The 18,825-nt window shown below is 55.5% G+C and carries 28 protein-coding genes; 16 read left to right on the top strand and 12 right to left on the bottom strand.

Features of this window, described 5'->3' with window-relative positions; all coding sequences use genetic code 11:
• Positions 1-7: 7 nt before the first annotated feature.
• The 12 genes from IPI71_05985 to IPI71_06040 all read right to left on the bottom strand — a co-directional run bounded on the left by IPI71_05985 (position 8) and on the right by IPI71_06040 (position 6,604).
• On the bottom strand, positions 8-370 hold the full coding sequence (locus IPI71_05985; protein ID QQR70245.1) for a prefoldin subunit beta: 363 nt from the start codon (positions 368-370) through the stop codon (positions 8-10).
• On the bottom strand, positions 367-624 hold the full coding sequence (locus IPI71_05990) for a hypothetical protein (GenBank protein ID QQR70246.1): 258 nt from the start codon (positions 622-624) through the stop codon (positions 367-369). Before IPI71_05990 ends, IPI71_05985 begins: the two co-directional genes overlap by 4 nt.
• Positions 614-1,018 carry a hypothetical protein gene (locus IPI71_05995; protein ID QQR70247.1) on the bottom strand — a complete coding sequence of 135 codons (405 nt, stop codon included), beginning with the start codon at positions 1,016-1,018 and terminating at the stop codon, positions 614-616. The genes IPI71_05990 and IPI71_05995 overlap by 11 nt, the downstream gene beginning before the upstream one ends.
• Positions 1,015-1,149 (bottom strand): DNA-directed RNA polymerase subunit P, encoded by a 135-nt coding sequence (locus IPI71_06000; GenBank protein QQR70248.1) that lies wholly within the window; start codon positions 1,147-1,149, stop codon positions 1,015-1,017. The genes IPI71_05995 and IPI71_06000 overlap by 4 nt, the downstream gene beginning before the upstream one ends.
• Positions 1,150-1,155: 6 nt before the next feature.
• Entirely contained in the window at positions 1,156-1,446 is a 291-nt protein-coding gene (locus IPI71_06005) for a 50S ribosomal protein L37ae (GenBank protein QQR70249.1), read from the bottom strand.
• Between the two features lie 44 nt (positions 1,447-1,490).
• Positions 1,491-2,195: a ribosome assembly factor SBDS gene (locus IPI71_06010; GenBank protein QQR70250.1), complete on the bottom strand. Its 705-nt coding sequence runs from the start codon at positions 2,193-2,195 to the stop codon at positions 1,491-1,493.
• A 10-nt stretch (positions 2,196-2,205) separates the two neighbouring features.
• A complete protein-coding gene (gene psmA, locus IPI71_06015; GenBank protein ID QQR70251.1) occupies positions 2,206-2,931 on the bottom strand; it encodes an archaeal proteasome endopeptidase complex subunit alpha in 726 nt (241 codons plus the stop codon).
• Positions 2,932-2,933: 2 nt separating this feature from the next.
• Complete coding sequence (locus IPI71_06020) at positions 2,934-3,419, bottom strand: ribonuclease P (protein ID QQR70252.1); 486 nt, start codon at positions 3,417-3,419, stop codon at positions 2,934-2,936.
• Positions 3,416-4,057 carry a ribonuclease P gene (locus tag IPI71_06025; GenBank protein QQR70253.1) on the bottom strand — a complete coding sequence of 214 codons (642 nt, stop codon included), beginning with the start codon at positions 4,055-4,057 and terminating at the stop codon, positions 3,416-3,418. The genes IPI71_06020 and IPI71_06025 overlap by 4 nt, the downstream gene beginning before the upstream one ends.
• 31 nt (positions 4,058-4,088) lie before the next feature.
• The gene (locus tag IPI71_06030; protein QQR70254.1) at positions 4,089-4,679 is read right to left on the bottom strand and encodes a 50S ribosomal protein L15e; all 591 of its coding nucleotides are present in this window, start codon (positions 4,677-4,679) and stop codon (positions 4,089-4,091) included.
• 120 nt (positions 4,680-4,799) lie between these two features.
• On the bottom strand, positions 4,800-5,264 hold the full coding sequence (gene moaC, locus IPI71_06035; GenBank protein QQR70255.1) for a cyclic pyranopterin monophosphate synthase MoaC: 465 nt from the start codon (positions 5,262-5,264) through the stop codon (positions 4,800-4,802).
• Positions 5,264-6,604: an NAD(P)H-hydrate dehydratase gene (locus tag IPI71_06040; GenBank protein ID QQR71964.1), complete on the bottom strand. Its 1,341-nt coding sequence runs from the start codon at positions 6,602-6,604 to the stop codon at positions 5,264-5,266. Before IPI71_06040 ends, moaC begins: the two co-directional genes overlap by 1 nt.
• Before the next feature lie 231 nt (positions 6,605-6,835).
• Here IPI71_06040 and IPI71_06045 point away from each other — a divergent pair, with 231 nt between their 5' ends.
• From IPI71_06045 to IPI71_06120, 16 genes are all read left to right on the top strand, one after another.
• Positions 6,836-8,233, top strand: a complete 1,398-nt coding sequence (locus IPI71_06045) for a DHH family phosphoesterase (GenBank protein ID QQR70256.1) — start codon at positions 6,836-6,838, stop codon at positions 8,231-8,233.
• Positions 8,178-8,651: a pseudouridine synthase gene (locus IPI71_06050; protein QQR70257.1), complete on the top strand. Its 474-nt coding sequence runs from the start codon at positions 8,178-8,180 to the stop codon at positions 8,649-8,651. Before IPI71_06045 ends, IPI71_06050 begins: the two co-directional genes overlap by 56 nt.
• A gap of 5 nt (positions 8,652-8,656) precedes the next feature.
• Complete coding sequence (locus IPI71_06055) at positions 8,657-8,995, top strand: nascent polypeptide-associated complex protein (GenBank protein ID QQR70258.1); 339 nt, start codon at positions 8,657-8,659, stop codon at positions 8,993-8,995.
• On the top strand, positions 8,992-9,717 hold the full coding sequence (locus tag IPI71_06060; protein QQR70259.1) for a methyltransferase domain-containing protein: 726 nt from the start codon (positions 8,992-8,994) through the stop codon (positions 9,715-9,717). The genes IPI71_06055 and IPI71_06060 overlap by 4 nt, the downstream gene beginning before the upstream one ends.
• 141 nt (positions 9,718-9,858) lie before the next feature.
• Entirely contained in the window at positions 9,859-10,425 is a 567-nt protein-coding gene (locus IPI71_06065; GenBank protein QQR70260.1) for a hypothetical protein, read from the top strand.
• 146 nt (positions 10,426-10,571) lie between these two features.
• The gene (locus tag IPI71_06070) at positions 10,572-11,372 is read left to right on the top strand and encodes a hypothetical protein (GenBank protein ID QQR70261.1); all 801 of its coding nucleotides are present in this window, start codon (positions 10,572-10,574) and stop codon (positions 11,370-11,372) included.
• 419 nt (positions 11,373-11,791) lie between these two features.
• Complete coding sequence (locus IPI71_06075; GenBank protein ID QQR70262.1) at positions 11,792-12,604, top strand: hypothetical protein; 813 nt, start codon at positions 11,792-11,794, stop codon at positions 12,602-12,604.
• Between the two features lie 500 nt (positions 12,605-13,104).
• Positions 13,105-14,256, top strand: a complete 1,152-nt coding sequence (locus IPI71_06080; GenBank protein ID QQR70263.1) for a hypothetical protein — start codon at positions 13,105-13,107, stop codon at positions 14,254-14,256.
• 96 nt (positions 14,257-14,352) lie between these two features.
• Positions 14,353-14,634, top strand: coding sequence for a hypothetical protein (locus IPI71_06085; protein ID QQR70264.1), 282 nt, complete (start codon positions 14,353-14,355; stop codon positions 14,632-14,634).
• A complete protein-coding gene (locus IPI71_06090) occupies positions 14,615-15,178 on the top strand; it encodes a hypothetical protein (GenBank protein QQR70265.1) in 564 nt (187 codons plus the stop codon). The genes IPI71_06085 and IPI71_06090 overlap by 20 nt, the downstream gene beginning before the upstream one ends.
• A 230-nt stretch (positions 15,179-15,408) precedes the next feature.
• Positions 15,409-16,233, top strand: a complete 825-nt coding sequence (locus IPI71_06095) for a hypothetical protein (GenBank protein QQR70266.1) — start codon at positions 15,409-15,411, stop codon at positions 16,231-16,233.
• Positions 16,234-16,463: 230 nt separating this feature from the next.
• Positions 16,464-16,652 (top strand): hypothetical protein, encoded by a 189-nt coding sequence (locus IPI71_06100; protein ID QQR70267.1) that lies wholly within the window; start codon positions 16,464-16,466, stop codon positions 16,650-16,652.
• A 210-nt stretch (positions 16,653-16,862) separates the two neighbouring features.
• On the top strand, positions 16,863-17,276 hold the full coding sequence (locus IPI71_06105; protein ID QQR70268.1) for a hypothetical protein: 414 nt from the start codon (positions 16,863-16,865) through the stop codon (positions 17,274-17,276).
• Between the two features lie 229 nt (positions 17,277-17,505).
• Positions 17,506-18,180, top strand: a complete 675-nt coding sequence (locus tag IPI71_06110; protein QQR70269.1) for a hypothetical protein — start codon at positions 17,506-17,508, stop codon at positions 18,178-18,180.
• Complete coding sequence (locus IPI71_06115; GenBank protein ID QQR70270.1) at positions 18,177-18,317, top strand: hypothetical protein; 141 nt, start codon at positions 18,177-18,179, stop codon at positions 18,315-18,317. Before IPI71_06110 ends, IPI71_06115 begins: the two co-directional genes overlap by 4 nt.
• A gap of 293 nt (positions 18,318-18,610) precedes the next feature.
• Entirely contained in the window at positions 18,611-18,817 is a 207-nt protein-coding gene (locus IPI71_06120; protein QQR70271.1) for a hypothetical protein, read from the top strand.
• The last annotated feature ends 8 nt before the right edge of the window (positions 18,818-18,825 follow it).

An 18,825-nucleotide genomic window follows, 5' to 3' on the forward strand; every position in this document is an offset into this window, starting at 1 on the left:
TTTTTTTTCAGGAGGCGCTCTGGGCTTTCCCTTCAAGTGCCTGCTTGATTTGTAACTGGAGCTGCTCGAATTTACCGGAGAGCAGTCCTTCCTGTTTTTCCAGGGACCTGATCCGGAGCTCGAGGGTTTCGATCTTCTCGGTCAGGTTCGCAAGCACGTACTCTTTTTTCTTCTCCATCATGACCGTGCCAACGCTCATGAAGACCGGGGCGTCGTCCGGTACATCGTTCAGCTCCTCGGTCGCCCGCTTCGCCTCGCGGACGGCCATTTCATACTGTGCCTTCTGGGCAGCGATAGTCTGCATCTGCTGCTGCATCTGCTGCAGCATGGCAATCTGGTTCTGGACTTTGGGTGACAGTGCACTGCTCATGGATTTATCTCCTCGTTGAGGGCAAGATCCTGCATCTCCTCGGCCACGGAAATCAGCCGGAGCCACATGTTGAGCGAGGCCCGGAGCGCCGCAACATCCCCCGCATGGACTTTCAGGACCAGGGTGTCCGACCCGTTCAGCAGGCATGAAGCCCGGGAACGGGGGTTGACTTCGGCCTCCATCTCGGGGCTGACCGCCCGAAAGATCGCTTCGGCCTGATCCGACCTGAACCGGAAGACCGCTTCATACCTCATGGACCATCAGCCGGAGCAGGTAACGGCGTTTCCGGGTGCCGTCAAAGAGGCATCCTCCTCTGCCCGATTCCGACAATTTCACCGGTACATATGGTGCCAGCCGCTCATAAAGAGATGGGTCATTGACCTGGATTCCCGGCAGGCGTTCACCGGATCGCTCTTTAACGCTCCAGGAAGGAATCCTGATTTCTGTAACGATCGTGCCATGATCCGAAACCCGGAGCGAGAATTCCTTTCCCTGTCCGGAGAATACAAAAGAGACGGGATCGATGGTATCCAGGTCAGGGAGCCCCATCCTCCCCCGCAGGACGTACGGGCATCCTGCTGCAACGGCAAAGTCCCTGGCAAGCGACCGGAGTTCGGGAACGGGTTTTCGTGACGTGGTGACGATCATCGGGCGCGGAGTTCTTTGATCGCAGCACCCCGTTCCTTGAAAAGGATCCGGTGCCCGCAGTACGGACACCGGACATTGACATCAATCTCGACTCTGGACTTGCACCTGGCACACTTGTAGGACCCTGCCATGCCCGTTCAGACCTCCTTGCCCAGAGCGCGGTCGATAGTGCGCAGCGCGATGCGAAGCTGTGGTGTCTGGGGCTGGTACGCACCGCCGGCGAACCGGAACCCGCACTTCCTGCAGCCCCAGATACCGGTTCCCTCCCTCCGTACCGCAACGGTGTCACACTTCGGGCAGCGGTGCACTGCACGGGAGACCTTCTCAGTCTCCTTCACGCGTTTGCGGATGAACCTGCCGTACCTCGGGCCAAAACGCCCGGCGCTTCCGGTGACTCTTCCCTTTGCCTTCTGCGTTTTCCGTGCCATTGAACCTGCTCCGGATATCTGTCTTATGAACTATGTCTTCTCGGTTAATATACTTGATTGAGGATACGTACCTCGCCCTGGCCCCTGGTGACGCGGTTGATCAGGTCGTAGAACTCTCCCTGGATCCCGGCCGGGATGCGGACAACGCAGATCCAGGACCCGTCCCTCTGCCACTCCTCCTTCTCCATCTGGGCAGCAGCCTGGATCTCCCCGTAGGCCTTTGAAGCGAAATCGGGCGGGATCTTTACCGCAATGCGGACTTCTTCGAACTTGATCGGGAGGATCGGGCGGAGCGCTTTCACCGTCTCCTTGACGAGCTCTTCGGTATTCTTGTAGAGGTCGATATTGACCCGGGCTTCGTCCATCGCCATCTCGATCCGCTGCGGAGGATGGGGGAGGTTGGTCTGGGGGTTGATCGCGTTGCGGGCGATGAAGGTGATGACCTTTTTCTTCTTCTCGGCGATTATGTGCCGGCGCTGCTCGGCCGTGAGGTGGATCTCCCCTTTCCTGATGATCTTATCAGCGACAGCGGGAAAATCGGTGGTGGAAAACACCCTGGTGAGTGCCTCATCGGATGCCCGGGTGCCACGCGAGGAGTTCTCGAACACGGAAAGCGCGGCCACCATGTCCTCGATAGCGATCGCCTCTCCCTGGCGGTACCTGACTGCCAGGTCAGGATCGACCAGCAGTTCAAACTTCTCTCCATGGCTTTCCAGCCGTGCTACTACCGCTCTCTCGAGAGGTATCATGCGATCGGTCCTACTTCTCGAATTTTTCCACGAACGATGCGACCTCTTCCTTGCTCATCTTCCGGAACCCCGGCCTCTTCGCCTCAATAACGCCGATCTCCACTGTATTGACGTCGAACTTCCCTTCGGTGGCATCGTGGAGGGCTTTGAGGCCGAGGAGTATGGTATCTTTCAGGGGAGCGTCATAATCGTACTCTTCCTCGAAGACCTTCATGACGGCATTCCTTCCTATCCCGATCCCGGTCGCCTTGTACTCAAGGAGGGTCCCGCTCGGGTCGGTCTCGAAGAGACGGAATTCGCCGTCGCTGATCCCGGCAATGAGCAGCGCAGTCCCGTACGGACGGGCTCCGCCGAACTGCGTGTAGGTCTGCATGTGGTCGCACAGCTTCTTTGCCAGGGCTTCCACATCGATTCTTTCATCGTAGGTAACGCGGTTGATCTGGCACTCGATCCGGGCCCGGTCCACCAGGGCGCGGGCATCACCGACAAGCCCCGAGGATGCAACCCCGATGTGTTCATCGATGACAAAGATCTTCTCGATCGATGACGGCTCGAGCAGGCGGGAACTCACCCGCTTGTCAACGATAAGCACGATACCGTCCCTGCACTTCATTCCAACCGCGGTCGTGCCCCGCTTCACCGCTTCGCGTGCGTACTCGACCTGATAAAGGCGGCCGTCCGGACTGAATACCGTGATGGCCCGGTCATATCCCATCTGGTATGCCTGTGGCTGCATTATTATTCCTCCAGATCATCCTTTGTGAGAAACAAGAGCTCCTGACTTTTAATTCCTTTTTCCATCAAATCAACCTTTTGACCCTGGTATCGCCGTGCACAATACACTTTTCCCCCGAAACTGACCTCTTCCGGACCCCCTGGTTCAGGGGGAGCAACCCGTGGAATTCTCCTCCGGAGCGCATGGAGCGTGCCGGACGTCGCTTTCGGGCGGAGCACGAGGGCATCGTTTCCTGCGACGGTGACTGTAGAAAGGGCGATCCGCAGATCGCGCTCTCCTCCCCGGGTGCACCGGAGAATGAGATGGCCCGGGCCCGAATCGATGACCGCAGGGCTGATCATCGCAGCACGCACGTCCCCAAAGAGACTGGTGAGAGCGCAGGAGACAGCCTGGTAGAGTTCCTTCTGGTCGGCACCAATTCCCATCGGTTCGATGGTGGCAAGGATGTACCGTTTCTTCGTTCTGAGCGTGGGGGGAAGCGGTTTCATGACACCACCCTGACCGGACCGGCAGGGGCAATAAGATGCCCGGCTGTGGCAAGAGCTTCCCAGGCATCACCCTCTTCCATCCCAAAGAGGCTGCAGAGGAGCACGATGTCATCAACTGACCGGAGATGGAGAACCGATCGGGCATTGCTTGATACGGTGAGGAGAAACCGGTAGCGGTTGTGGAGACGCATCAGCTCCGCGAACCTCCCCAGGGCACGCTGGCGGGGGGTTCCCGTGATATGGATGAGGGGAGAGATATCGATATCCACCGCTATACTCCGTTCTGCAGCAGACCGGGCACAGACGTGATCAAAGGACTGCTTCCTGGTCCGGTGGAGCCCCCGCAGCACGTGCACTCCTCTGAGGTTCAGCACGGCACGGTTGAACCCTTTCTCTCCTGCTTCCACCATGACCAGAGACTGGCCATCACCACACTTACTCAGCCGGCCTGATACCGTCCGCACACTCTCCCCGCTGATGATAACCGCAGGGATGATCCTGACTCCCGCAACGGTGAGCGGGGCGGCACCTGGGACAACGAGAGTATCGAAACCAAGCTCCCGTGCCTCAACCGCCATCCGCCGGAGCGAAGAGTTGCCATCTGGATAGGGGTGGACACAGGCGTCTGCAACAGTCATCAGTGAGAGGATTGGAAAAATAAGGGATATCTTATTTGCCCAGGTTTCCATGTGACCTGATGCTCGGGCGGGTCTTTTCGGTTCCCCTGCCGCGGGTCATCATGCCGCGTCCCTTCCTCCCGGAGCTGGTCTTCCCGCGCTCGGCACGGCCACGGCTCGTTCCCTTCCCGATCCAGGCGAGCTGCTTGTCGGCAAGGACGGCGGGGTGATGGGTATCGACCAGGATAACCTCGAACCACTTCTGCTTTCCGTCCTGCCCTACCCAGTAGGAGTTGAGGACTTCCATGTTCGGGTACCGCACGGAGGCCCGCTCTTCAGCCATGCGCTGCAGGCTCTTGGCCGGGGTGATGCGGTTCTTCCCCATCCGTATGGACCGGCGACCACGGACGTATCGCGATCTCCGGCGCCCTCCGCGGCGCACTTTTACCCGCACCACGGCAACCCCCTGTTTCGCCTTGTAGCCAAGGTTCCGGGCCCGGTCGATCCGGGTCGGGTGCTCGACCCTGACCACGCTGCCCTCCCGCCGCCATACCTGCATCCGGTGCCACTGGAGGGCTTTTACCTCCGAGTCACCGGGCTTCTTCCATGCCTCACGTACGTAGGCATACATCGATCTTGCCATGTCAGATCACCATCAGGTTCAGCGCCAGATGCGCCACATTCCTTCACGGGACGGATCCCGTAAGACCTGTATATATCGGCAGGGGGCTTCATAAAGCCATCCCCAGGACCTGCTTCTCGCTTACCCTTTGCGCTTCTCGAGCACCCGGATCGCCTCGATCCTCGTTACCGGATACTGGCCCTGCCCGTCTTTTTCAGCCGACTTCACCATGTCCCAGATGGTCAGGAGTGCAACTGATACACCGGTGAGCGCCTCCATTTCCACCCCGGTCTTTCCGACCGAACGCACCGTGACGGTCACTTCGATCGCCTCCTCCTGCTGGTCGAAAGAGACCTCCACCGCGGTCACGGGAATGGTATGGCACATAGGTATCAAGCGGAATGTATCCTTCACCGCGAGCGTTGCGGCAACCTGCGCAGTCGCAAGCACGTTACCTTTGAGCGCCGTCCCGGACCGGATGGCCTCGAGGGTCTCCTTCCGGAGTATGATCCTGCCTGCAGCGGTTGCTCCCCTTCGAACATCAGCTTTTGCGCCGACATCCACCATGTGGACCTTTTCATCCCTGATATGTGTAAACTCGACCATTACCTGTCTCCTTTCCCGAAGAGCTCGAGCGCGATTTGTGCCGGCAGGTCGCTTGCCAGCATCCCCCCGGCACATTCCCGTTCGATCGCCATGCCTGCCCTGCCGTTCACGTAGGCAGCAATGCAGGCGGCATCGAAAGCCGGCAGCTGGACGAAGAGGGCTGCGGAAACCCCTGCAAGGACATCCCCGGTCCCCCCTACGGTCATCAGGGGGGTCCCGGTACGGTTGAACCTGACCCGGGCTCCATCGCTGATGATATCGACCGGGCCTTTGAGCAGCGTTGTTCCGGGGATTCCCGACCCCCTGACCATACGTGCACGCCCGATGAGGTCGCCCCCGACGCGGTTCCCGGTCATCCGCTCAAACTCGCCTGCATGCGGTGTGTATATCGCCTCCCCGGCCCGGGGTAGCGGGGTGCGGAGGGCATCTGCATCGAAGACTGCCTTGTCGCAATGTGGAGCAAGGGCCCGGATCACGTGGTGGCTCTGGTCGCCAAGCCCCGGTCCCATCACCACCACGTCGGCACGGTCGATGAGCCTGAGGATCTGCCCGATGTGCTCGGCCTCGATTATGGTGCCTTCAAGCGGTTCATAGATGAGGTCAGGCACAGGTTCGAAGACAGGCGATGCGATCCGGACGAGGTCTGCCCCGGCCCGGAGCGCCCCGAGCCCGCAGAGATACGGGGCTCCCTGGTATGGCCCTCCCCCCACCACCAGCACTTCCCCGCCGTTTCCTTTGTGGGCATCAGGCCGCCTCTTCTTCAATACCAGGAGGTCGCCGGGCCCGGTGAAGACCTCGGCTTCGAGAGGAATGCCGATCCCCGCGACCCGTGAACCTTCCACCTTTGGCCTGTGGAAGGCGAGGATCACATCGGTCCGGATTCCTGGGGTGGGGATATCGGCGCTGATGACCGTTGCCGGGGAGCCGGCCGTCAGATCCACGCAGGTCCGGACCGGTTCTCTCAACGCACCTGACAGCCCGGTGCCGAGCAGCGCATCAACAATGACCTCTGCCTGCGAGAACAGGGCGCGGAGCTCCATGACATCTTCCCTGCAGGTGACCGGATATATTGAGACCCGGCAGTGGGAGAGAACCCCGAGCTGGCTTGCCGTCTCGGCAGTCATCCCTGCTCCGGAAACGACCACCACATGCGGTCCGAGATCCTGCAGGTAGCGTGCAGCAACCATGCCATCGCCACCGTTGTTTCCCCTGCCGCAGAGGATCAGAACCTGGTTCCCGCCGGTAGCCCTGACCGATTCAGCGAGGGCCCGGCCGGCTCCCTCCATCAGCTGCAGCGCGGTGAGTCCCAGTGCCCGGGCGTTTGCATCCACCACCCGCATCCGCTCGTTGCTGATCAGCCCGGTTTCGGCAAATTCCTCCATCCCATGCGGAAGAGGGTCCAGCCCCTGGTTCAGGTGCCTCATGAAACTCCCTGGTGTGCAAGAGCATCTGGCGGCAGTGCTTATGAATTATGAGGCAGCACCGGGGTTCACAAACCCGGGAAGTGTTCCCGTGGCGATGAAACAGCCGAACGCCAACATTTTTGACCGGATCCGCAAATTACTAGAATGATGGGACTTTCTGAGGACGTTCGGGCAGCGGTGCAGGAGATCTCCTCGCATCCCGAAGCAACCATCATATCCCACATCGATGCGGACGGGATATCCGGCGAGGCGATTCTCGCGCAGGCCCTCGCCAGGGAAGGTATACGGACGACCTCGGTCTTTGTCCGCCAGCTTGAGCCGCTGACCATGCGGCAGGTGCCCATGGACGACTCGTTCAAGATCTTCTGCGACCTCGGTGCCGGTCAGCAGAACCTGCTCGAGGGGTACGGGCTCTCGAACGAAGAAGTGCTGATCATCGACCACCACGTGAGCCAGGACTGCGGGACCGCCTACCAGCAGGTCAACTGCCTGCCCTACGGCCACACCAAGCTTGCTGCTGCCGGGGTTGCCTACCTGGTGGCAAAGGAACTGGATGCCTCCAATGCAGACCTGGCCCCCCTCGCGGTGATCGGGAACATCGGTGACATGATGGCACGTGAGGACTGTGGCCTGGTGGGCCTGGCCCGCGAGATCGCGAGGGAAGGGGCATCCCAGGGCCTGATCGAGATCCGGGAGCGCGATCTCAACTGCTACGGCATTTCAACCCGCCCACTCCATGTTTGTCTCTCGTACAACGACGATCCCTTCATCCCGGGCATCAGCAATAATGCCCCCGGGGCTATGAAGTTCCTCCAGCGGCTTGGCATCCCGCTCCGTGACCCGGTTAAGGGCATGCTGGTATGGGAGGAGGTGCCCGATGAGCACCGGAGACGGGTCACCAGCGCGCTTGCCCAGCAGCTTCTTGCTCACGGAGAAGGTATCTCCCGCCTCTTTGCCGAATCGTACATCTTCCCCGGTGAGCCGGAACGCACCCCGCTCCGGAACGCCCAGGAGTTCGCGACTCTTTTGAACTCCTGCGGGCGGTGGTCACGACCCAGCGTGGGAGGCTCCATCTGTCGCGGCGACCGTGGTGTCGCCTACCGGCAGGCCGAACACATGCTAACCAACCATCGCGCCGCTATACGTGATCTCCTCCAGTACATCCTTGAGGCGGGGGTGACCGAGCTCTCCCACCTCCAGTTCATCCATGTCGGCGACCGGTATCCGGATACCATCGTGGGCATCGGTGCCGGGATGGCGCTCTCGAAACTGAACATGGACAAGCCCATCCTGATCATGGTGGAGCAGCCCGATGACCCGAACCTGACCAAGGTCTCCATGCGGACTACGGAACGGGTCGTTGAACGGGGAATCGACCTCCAGCAGGCCATCGTTGACGCTTCGGCCGCGCTGGGGGGTGCAGGGGGTGGGCACCGGATCGCCGCAGGGGCCTTCATCCCACGGGAATCAGAACAGGAGTTTGTGATACGTGTCAACGAAGTGCTCGCCGGACAGTATGCAGGCGCAGGTGCAGGTCATCGCTGATTTCCAGTTCGGACGGGGGGCTGGAAGAGCGCTTTTCCCTGACGGTTGCAACTTCATCCTCTCCCGGACCGGGAGGGTCCGACAGGTCAGCCTCGGAGGAAAACGGCTGGTAACGGTCAGGGCTATGGATGGGAAGTTCACGCTCGGGATAGACGGAGCCCTGAGGCTCCTTGCCGCTCTCCCTCCGCCCGCTTACCGGGTAGTGGTGCTCGACGAGGTTGCCGAGTTCATCAGGGAGGGGAAGAACGCGTTTGCAAAACACGTTGTCGCTGCAGATGCCGGTATCCGATCCGGCGACGAAGTGATGGTGGTGACGGGCAACGATGAGCTCCTTGCGACCGGATCGGCGGTTCTCTCTGGCAGGGAGATGCTTTGCTTTAATTACGGTGTAGCGGTAAAAGTACGGCAGGGAAGGTGAGCGACATGATGCCCGGAAACATAAATCCCAGGAAAATGAAGCAGATGATGAAACAGTTAGGGATGCAGGTGGAGCCGATCAACGATGTCAGCCGTATCGTGATCGAAACCCCGAGAGGGAATTATATCTTCGATACTGCCGAAGTGACCGCCATGACCATGCAGGGGGTCACCACCTACCAGATTGCGGGTCATCCCCGGTTCGAAGAACATGCACCCGCAATACCCGAGGACGATGTCCTGCTTGTAGCCGAACAGGCAGGGGTTTCCCCCGATGCAGCCCGCGAGGCGCTCATCGTCTGCCGGGGAGATATCGCCGAGGCGATCCTGAAGGTCTCGAAATGATCGGGCCGGGAAAGCGGGTCCTGCTGGTAGGCGAGGGCAGGACCTTCTTTGTCCGGAGCGGGACCGGGATGTTCTCCACGGACCGGGGAGTCATCGATCTCGATGCGGTTGGGATGGCATCGGCCGGGGATACGATCGAATCGCATACCGGTCATTTGTTCCGGGTGCTCATCCCCCGGGCCCCGGACTATTTTGAGCATGCAAAACGGACCGGGGCACCCATGCTTCCCAGGGACATCGGGCTGGTGATCGCCCTGACCGGGATGAACCGGAACGATGTGGTGCTCGATGCCGGAACGGGCAGCGGTATTTCCGCGATCTTTTTCGGAGGAGTTGCAAAAAAGGTGGTGACCTACGAGACGCGGGAGGACTTCGCCCGGGTTGCTGCCGAGAATATCAGGGAGGCCGGTCTTGCCAATGTCGAGGTCATCCCGGGTGATGTCCTTGCTGCAGAAGATCTCTTTGATATCGTCCATTACGACATGACCATCGGTCCGGAGCATGTCCGCCATGCCCATTCCCTGCTTCGCCCCGGAGGCTACCTTGCCTGCTATACCCCGTTCATCGAGCATCTCTGTATCGTGCTGGAAACGGCAGAAGGGCTCTTTTCATCGGTGAGAGCGGTAGAATGCATCGAGCGGGAGATGACCCGCTCGAAGCGGGGGACGCGGCCATCGACGCGGGTTGGACATTCGGGATACCTTACCATCGCGAGGAAGTGATGGGCATACCGTCCCTGACTGAGATTAACGAGCATCGGGATTGTGTTTTTTTTCCATTGTCGGACAGTGAGAAATCCGGTCAGAGTCCCTTTGTTTTCTAACTCAAGGTGATACCAATCCAATTTCCTGTCCAATAGATTAATGAAGGATCGCATCAACCGGTGTATCGAAAAGAGCGTTTTGACCATGGCTACGAAAACAGTCATTCTCGCAGTATGCCTTGTATGTCTCGCGATACTGTCGGTTGCAGAAGTTGCTGCATTCCAATTTTCGGGTGAAACCATCGCTCCTCCGTTCTTTAACAAAGTTGAAACGTCCAGCACCACGAATCTCAAGATAGCATCCATGACGACAGAGCTTGGTAATCGCTTTATCATTGGGGGTTCCAAAGGTGGAATCGAGATCCACAACAATGTGCAGGTAAGTTCCTATAGCTACGCAGTTCCCTCGAAGGGTTCGGTATCTGCGTTCATAAAAGGCACAATCATGGAGGGGAGCAATGCGACTGCCAGTTATGGTTTACAACCTCAGATTTACTCCAGTTACCCTAACGGAAAACAGATTGCATTGGAAGGGATGGACAACAATGTTGAGAAATCATCGGGACTCGTCATGACCCTGGAATTTTATAACTCCCATTCGATGAGCGGGGATATTATCTCGTTTTCAAAGTCCATGAGCTATAATTCTGTTCTGAGCGGTTCGTGATTGGAGAGAATTTCTCTTTATCTCCTTTAGACGGTTTGTTTCATGGAGAAGGATATGCAAATAAAACAGGAAAGGATTTAATTCAATTTTCCCCAGCTGTTTATGGATGCTGTGTGAGTATATCAGCAGTAACTAATGGAGGATGCATGAAAAAACCAATAACCGTTTTTCTTGGAATTTGTATCTTTCTGTGCGGATTTGCACTGGCAGACCCAGGGATCTGCCAGGTCAGAGAAGTGCAAGGGCTCTCCATCCAGACAACAGTGATTGGAGTAGGAAACTTTGACCAGAAGAGCGAGGTCGTCATCAGCAGTTCTTCAGGAACGTCCTTGAGCGACATGCCCCCCCTTGGAGCTTCATCCGTCGTGTATCAGAGTGTCTATACCGAAGACACCCATAGCGCCGGTAACGGGTATATTTCCTATGACAAGAGCTTTGAGGTCAACACGGCAGAGAGACTGAACGGGCAATATAACATCGAATCTACCAGGCAGATAACGTACCTTGGCATCGATGCCGGTTCGATCTATTCGTCAGAATACCTGATGACAAGCGGCGCAGGTACTTCACAGAATGCCGCAAACCGGATGCTCTGTCCGTTCGGCACTGGTGGCTCCATTGGGGCATTCTGCAATATGGTAGAGACGGGCAGTACATTCACCTTGAGTGTCGCCAATGTTGCCACTACAGCGAATAACCGGTTCATAACTAAGAGCGCCGACACCCCGGTTGAGACGAATTACCACATCCTTGTGACAGAGTATACACCAGGAGTCCCTTCGAAAGGGACGGTCGCGGCCTTCATCAGGGGGACGATCAAAGAGGGGATGAATGGAGCCCCGGACAACCTCGGAGAAGAATCCTCGTTTGAGGATCGCACGGAACTTATCGGGGAGATATTCACCTTCGACAAGAAGATGCACTACCAGTCTGGCTTCGGTCCCTGAAGGAGCCGGATGAAAACGGGGAAACCCAGTTTTCCTGGTTTTCACCTTTTTTTTTTTCCTGCACTGGATAATAATCAATCTTCCAGGAGTGTTCTCGATATTTTTTCCTGGAAGACCGTGCAGGGAGAATGTACTGTGTGCTTTCACCCCCTATTCGGTAGGAAACTACGTTACCTTTCTTGTCCTGGTTGCCGGCTGGAAGTCCTGCTTTCAGATGTACATTGAATGGCTGGGGCCAGGATATATTCAAAAATCGTGTTTGTCCAGGCCGCCCCGATGGATTGAATTTAACCTCGCGGTTATAGGATTTCCTGCAGGGTTCGATAAATGAACCGCTGTGATCATTATTTTTTAAAAACATAGTCCTGCACGTTATCTAATGGTGCTGAGAGTATCAGCATGCATGTTGGAGAATACATATGAAAAAACTCGGATTATTGGTCATCGCCCTGGCCCTTCTCGTGGTCGGCATGGCGATGGCAGAACCAGGGATCCCGCAGGTCAGAGAAGTTCAGGGACTCTCGACGTCCACTACCGTCATTGGGGTCGGGAACTTCAACGCTGCATCCAGTGTCCAGATGTCTATTATGAAAGGTGATGAGAACTTAGCAACCATCCCGCCACTCGGTAATGGTGTTCTCTACCAGACCGTATATACTGAAGATACCCAGAACTCAGAGTATGGGTACCTCTCCTATGACAAGGACCTCGATGTGAGCACCTCGAACAAGCTCACCGGCCAGTACAACGTCCAGGCCGTCAAGCAGATCACCTACCTCGGCATTGACGCATCCTCGATCATCACCACCGATTACATGATGCTCGATGGTGTTGGTGAGGGATACGGAACTATCGGAAATCAGATGCTCTGTCCGTTCGGATCCGATAATGAAGCACCCACCTTCTGCAACATTGTCGAGACCGGCAGCAGCATGAACCTCAAGGTCGCCAACCTGAACACCCAGATGGGCGAGCGCTTCGTCATGAAGTCCGCTGACCCGGGCATCCAGATCTACAACAATGTCGGTGTCGGTTCCTACGCCGCCGATATCCCGTCCAAGGGATCGGTCTCAGCCTTCATCCAGGGCAGCGTGAGAGAGGGCGGCCGTGACGTTGGTGAGGAGTCCGCACAGGACCTCATGATGACCATGACCTTCAAGGACGCCACGTCATTCTCTGGTGACATCTCGACCTTCGCAAAAAGCATGGGCTGGAGCTCGAAGTTCGCATAAGCGGAATTTCGCCAAGGTGAACACCGGGAGATCCCTCCCGGTTCTTTTTCTTTCTCCAATTCTTTCCAAGAGCTATTCAGTCACATTTCACGGTCATCGATACGATATTTCCCAAATTCCGCTCATATCCTTCTTATCTGCGGAAAAAGAACGGAAAGGTTTATAAATTCTCCTTAAGAAAAAAGAAGGTGATGCTGAGAGTATCAGCCTGACTTCGCCAGAAGAAGGATGAGAAGGTAGTGTTTATATAATTTCATGCAAAAAAACACAGCCTTCTCATTAGGTAATATAGCATTAATCGATAAAATTGATTCGGAGACCAACTTTTTCGCATCAGTTCTTGGCGGAGTTGGTGGTCGAAGCAAGTCATTCATACCATCCGTAAGCTTCTCATCAGCAACAAACTCAATCAATCGGTATCGATCAATAAGATTCTGGACTTTACCCCCGACGAACTTCTCAAGACACTGGGGTTTGAAGATACAATTTCAGACCGGAGTTTGTATCGGACTCTGGAACGACTGGGAGAAAGAAAGTCGATTGTTCTTGACCAGTTTCAACGCTGGATCTCCCAGCAGAGCCTCGTGGATCCAACCCAGTTCGTGGACTTCAGTTCGAGTTACTTTGAGGGGACAAAATGTCCGCTGGGGGAGTTAGGGTATTCCCGGGACAATCAGCCAGGGAAACTCCAGATCGCATTTGGGATCAGTGTCGGCCTCAATAACATACCGACGATGCTGACCATCCAGAAAGGAAATGTTCAGGATAAAAAGCATATGCAGATGCTGATCCGGTTATGCTCGAGCGTTCTTCCTGAAGGCAGTCTTCTGGTGTTTGACTGTGGAGGGAATACCCAGGATAACAAACGAAGGATCCGCGATCTGAAGTTCCATTATTTGACCCTGAAAGCAAAGAAGAAAGGCCCATACCGGAACGAGATAACGATCTACCATGCCAGGAAAGAAAGCCAGGTTTCATTCGTTTCTGGCAACCGGGTCTATTCATGTGTCAAATATCGGGATGGCGAAGAAGTCCGGTACATATTTTTCTGTGACGACCTGGCCTGTGACCAGTTGACGAAGAAAGCAAGGAAACTTGAGAAAGACCTGGAGAAGGGGAAGGTTCTCACAAAGAAGGTTGAACGCGGAAAAGATCTCGGCCAGTATATCGCTCCTGAGGGTTGGATCATCGCCCGTGGTCATCTCCAGAAGATCATTGGCGATATCCCCAACCCCTATGTAACCGGTCTTGAAGGTTTCTTCGTGCTTGAATCAACCATCGATGATGATCCCGAAAACATCCTGAATGCCTACAAGAATCGTGACCGTGCAGAGAAGTTCATCCGGGACCTCAAAGAAGGAGCCGAGCTCCGGCCGATCCGGCACTGGTCCAAACACGCGGTGATCGGGCACGTGTTGATCGTTTTCCTCACCAAAGTCCTGGTGAGTTTGACACAACTTTTCTGTAAAGATCCCGTCGTGAAAAATCTGAAAGTCCTCAAAAATTATCTCACGAATTTGACACTTACGATCATATACCCTTCTTTTGGGTATCCTGTCAAGATCATTTCCAACTTCTCCCCAGAAATACGCCCAATTCTTGGAGATTTTATCAAGAGATATGGTAGCCTGGAGGCGCCAAATCACTGGTAAATTGCTTCTGGCGAATTGGGTTAAGTCGTTTAAATTTGATGGAAGTACTGAAAAGTGGCGAAGTTAGGTTTCAGCATGGAATGTAGGAGGATATTTATGAAGAAACTCGGAATCTTGGTCATCGCCCTGGCCCTTCTCGTGGTCGGCCTGGCGATGGCAGAACCAGGGATCCCGCAGGTCAGAGAAGTTCAGGGACTCTCGACGTCCACGACCGTCATTGGGGTCGGGAACTTCAACGCTGCATCCAGTGTCCAGATGTCTATTATGAGTGGTGATGAGAACTTAGCAACCATCCCGCCACTCGGTGATGGCGTTCTCTACCAGACCGTATATAGTGAAGATACCCAGAACGCTGAGTATGGGGTACCTCTCCTATGACAAGGACCTCGATGTGAGCACCTCGAACAAGCTCACCGGCCAGTACAACGTCCAGGCCGTCAAGCAGATCACCTACCTCGGCATTGACGCATCTTCGATCGTCACCACCGATTACATGATGCTCGATGGTGTTGGTGATGATTACGGAGAGATCGGAGATATGATGCTCTGTCCGTTCGGATCCGATAGGGATGCACCCACATTCTGCAACATTGTCGAGACCGGCAGCAGCATGAACCTCAAGGTCGCCAACCTGAACACCCAGATGGGCGAGCGCTTCATCATGAAGTCCGCTGACCCGGGCATCCAGGTCTACAACAATGTCGGTGTCGGTTCCTACGCTGCCGATATCCCGTCCAAGGGATCGGTCTCTGCCTACATCCAGGGCAGCGTGAGAGAGGGCGGCCGTGACGTTGATGGTGAGGGTGGCTGGGAATGGGCAGATGAACTCCATATGACCATGACCTTCAAGGATGCCACGTCATTCTCTGGTGACATCTCGACCTTCGCAAAGAGCATGAGCTGGGACCCGAAGTTCGCATAAGCGGAATTTCGCCAAGGTGGACACCGGGGGATCCCTCCCGGTTCTTTTTCTTTCTCCAATTTTTTCCAGGAGCGATCCAGTCACATTTCACGGTCATCGATACGATATTTCCCCAAATTCCGCTCATATCCTTCTTATCTGGGGAAAACGAACGGAAAGGTTTATAAATTTTCCGCATGAAGAAAGAAGGTGATGCTGAGAGTATCAGCATGAAATGTAGGAGGATATTTATGAAGAAACTCGGAATCTTGGTCATTGCCCTGGCCCTTCTCGTGGTCGGCCTGGCGATGGCAGAACCAGGGATCCCGCAGGTCAGAGAAGTTCAGGGACTCTCGACGTCCACGACCGTCATTGGGGTCGGGAACTTCAACGCTGCATCCAGTGTCCAGATGTCTATTATGAGTGGTGATGAGAACTTAGCAACCATCCCGCCACTCGGTAGTGGTGTTCTCTACCAGACCGTATATAGTGAAGATACCCAGAACGCTGAGTATGGGTACCTCTCCTATGACAAGGACCTCGATGTGAGCACCTCGAACAAGCTCACCGGCCAGTACAACGTCCAGGCCGTCAAGCAGATCACCTACCTCGGCATTGACGCATCCTCGATCATCACCACCGATTACATGATGCTCGATGGTGTTGGTGATGATTACGGAGAGATCGGAGATATGATGCTCTGTCCGTTCGGATCCGATAGGGATGCACCCACATTCTGCAACATTGTCGAGACCGGCAGCAGCATGAACCTCAAGGTCGCCAACCTGAACACCCAGATGGGCGAGCGCTTCATCATGAAGTCCGCTGACCCGGGCATCCAGGTCTACAACAATGTCGGTGTCGGTTCCTACGCTGCCGATATCCCGTCCAAGGGATCGGTCTCTGCCTACATCCAGGGCAGCGTGAGAGAGGGCGGCCGTGACGTTGATGGTGAGGGTGGCTGGGAATGGGCAGATGAACTCCATATGACCATGACCTTCAAGGATGCCACGTCATTCTCTGGTGACATCTCGACCTTCGCAAAGAGCATGAGCTGGAGCTCGAAGTTCGCATAAGCGGAATTTCGCCAAGGTGGACACCGGGGGATCCCTCCCGGTTCTTTTTCTTTCTCCAATTTTTTCCAGGAGCGATCCAGTCACATTTCACGGTCATCGATACGATATTTCCCCAAATTCCGCTCATATCCTTCTTATCTGGGGAAAACGAACGGAAAGGTTTATAAATTTTCCGTACGAAGAAAGAAGGTGATGCTGAGAGTATCAGCATGAAATGTAGGAGGATATTTATGAAGAAACTCGGAATCTTGGTCATTGCCCTGGCCCTTCTCGTGGTCGGCCTGGCGATGGCAGAACCAGGGATCCCGCAGGTCAGAGAAGTTCAGGGACTCTCGACGTCCACGACCGTCATTGGGGTCGGGAACTTCAACGCTGCATCCAGTGTCCAGATGTCTATTATGAGTGGTGATGAGAACTAGCAACCATCCCGCCACTCGGTAGTGGTGTTCTCTACCAGACCGTATATAGTGAAGATACCCAGAACGCCGAGTATGGGGTACTCTCCTATGACAAGGACCTCGATGTGAGCACCTCGAACAAGCTTCACCGGCCAGTACAACGTCCAGGCCGTCAAGCAGATCACCTACCTCGGCATTGACGCATCCTCGATCATCACCACCGATTACATGATGCTCGATGGTGTTGGTGAGGATTACGGAACTATCGGAGAGCAGATGCTCTGTCCGTTCGGAGCCGATAGGGAAGCACCCACCTTCTGCAACATTGTCGAGACCGGCAGCAGCATGAACCTCAAGGTCGCCAACCTGAACACCCAGATGGGCGAGCGCTTCGTCATGAAGTCCGCTGACCCGGGCATCCAGATCTACAACAATGTCGGTGTCGGTTCCTACGCCGCCGATATCCCGTCCAAGGGATCGGTCTCTGCCTACATCCAGGGCAGCGTGAGAGAGGGCGGCCGTGACGTTGATGGTGAGGACGCAGATGAACTCATGATGACCATGACCTTCAAGGACGCCACGTCATTCGCTGGGGACATCTCGACCTTCGCAAAGAGCATGAGCTGGAACTCGAAGTTCGCATAAGCGGAATTTCGCCAAGGTGAACACCGGGGGATCCCTCCCGGTTCTTTTTCTTTCTCCAATTTTTTCCAGGAGCGATCCAGTCACATTTCACGGTCATCGATACGATATTTCCCAAATTCCGCTCATATCCTTCTTATCTGGGGAAAACGAACGGAAAGGTTTATAAATTTTCCGTACGAAAAAAGAAGGTGATGCTGAGAGTATCAGCATGAAATGTAGGAGGATATTTATGAAGAAACTCGGAATCTTGGTCATTGCCCTGCCTCTTCTCGTGGTCGGCATGGCGATGGCAGAACCAGGGATCTGTCAGGTCAGAGAAGTTCAGGGACTCTCGACGTCCACGACCGTCATTGGGGTCGGGAACTTCAACGCTGCATCCAGTGTCCAGATGTCTATTATGAGTGGTGATGAGAACTTAGCAACCATCCCGCCACTCGGTGATGGCGTTCTCTACCAGACCGTATATACTGAAGATACCCAGAACGCTGAGTATGGGTACCTCTCCTATGACAAGGACCTCGATGTGAGCACCTCGAACAAGCTCACCGGCCAGTACAACGTCCAGGCCGTCAAGCAGATCACCTACCTCGGCATCGACGCATCCTCTATCATCACCACCGATTACATGATGCTCGATGGTGTTGGTGAGAATTACGGAGCTATCGGAGAGCAGATGCTCTGTCCGTTCGGAGCCGATAGGGAAGCACCCACCTTCTGCAACATTGTCGAGACCGGCAGCAGCATGAACCTCAAGGTCGCCAACCTGAACACCCAGATGGGCGAGCGCTTCGTCATGAAGTCCGCTGACCCGGGCATCCAGATCTACAACAATGTCGGTGTCGGTTCCTACGCCGCCGATATCCCGTCAAGGGATCGGTCTCTGCCTACATCCAGGGCAGCGTGAGAGAGGGCGGCCGTGACGTTGATGGTGAGGACGCAGATGAACTCATGATGACCATGACCTTCAAGGACGCCACGTCATTCGCTGGGGACATCTCGACCTTCGCAAAGAGCATGAGCTGGAACTCGAAGTTCGCATAAGCGGAATTTCGCCAAGGTGAACACCGGGGGATCCCTCCCGGTTCTTTTTCTTTTTAAAATTCTGTAAATAATGACTGAATAAGAACATTCACAGAACCCCGGGTTGGTTGAACCTTGTGATGAAAACAGCACCAGTTCTTTATCCGGGAGATGTTCCTGATGGGCCCAGTCTCACCTGGATTGCGGCGGTAGCTTTATCCTGTCTGGCGGAAGTGCTCTGCCCGGCATTTCGGCGGCGATACAGTTCAATGCGGGGACATCTGTAAATTGCAGACGAATTCGTTTTCCACATCGTGAGCGGTCCCAGGGCACAATCTCCCCTGGTGGGAGGTCTTCTTCGGAGTCCGGTGATGACCGCCTCCGCTTATCCGATGATGGCTGCAGAAGACCGGGATAGCGGCGAAGTCAACTGGCACCAGCAAATCCTCTCCTCTCACTTCCGCCAGCCCGCCCCCTCGAACAGCAGTATGCCGACGATGGCAGCTCCTCCCGTTTTCTGAAAGTGCGT

It is taken from the genome of Methanolinea sp., from assembly GCA_016699325.1.
Lineage (GTDB): Archaea > Halobacteriota > Methanomicrobia > Methanomicrobiales > Methanospirillaceae > UBA9949.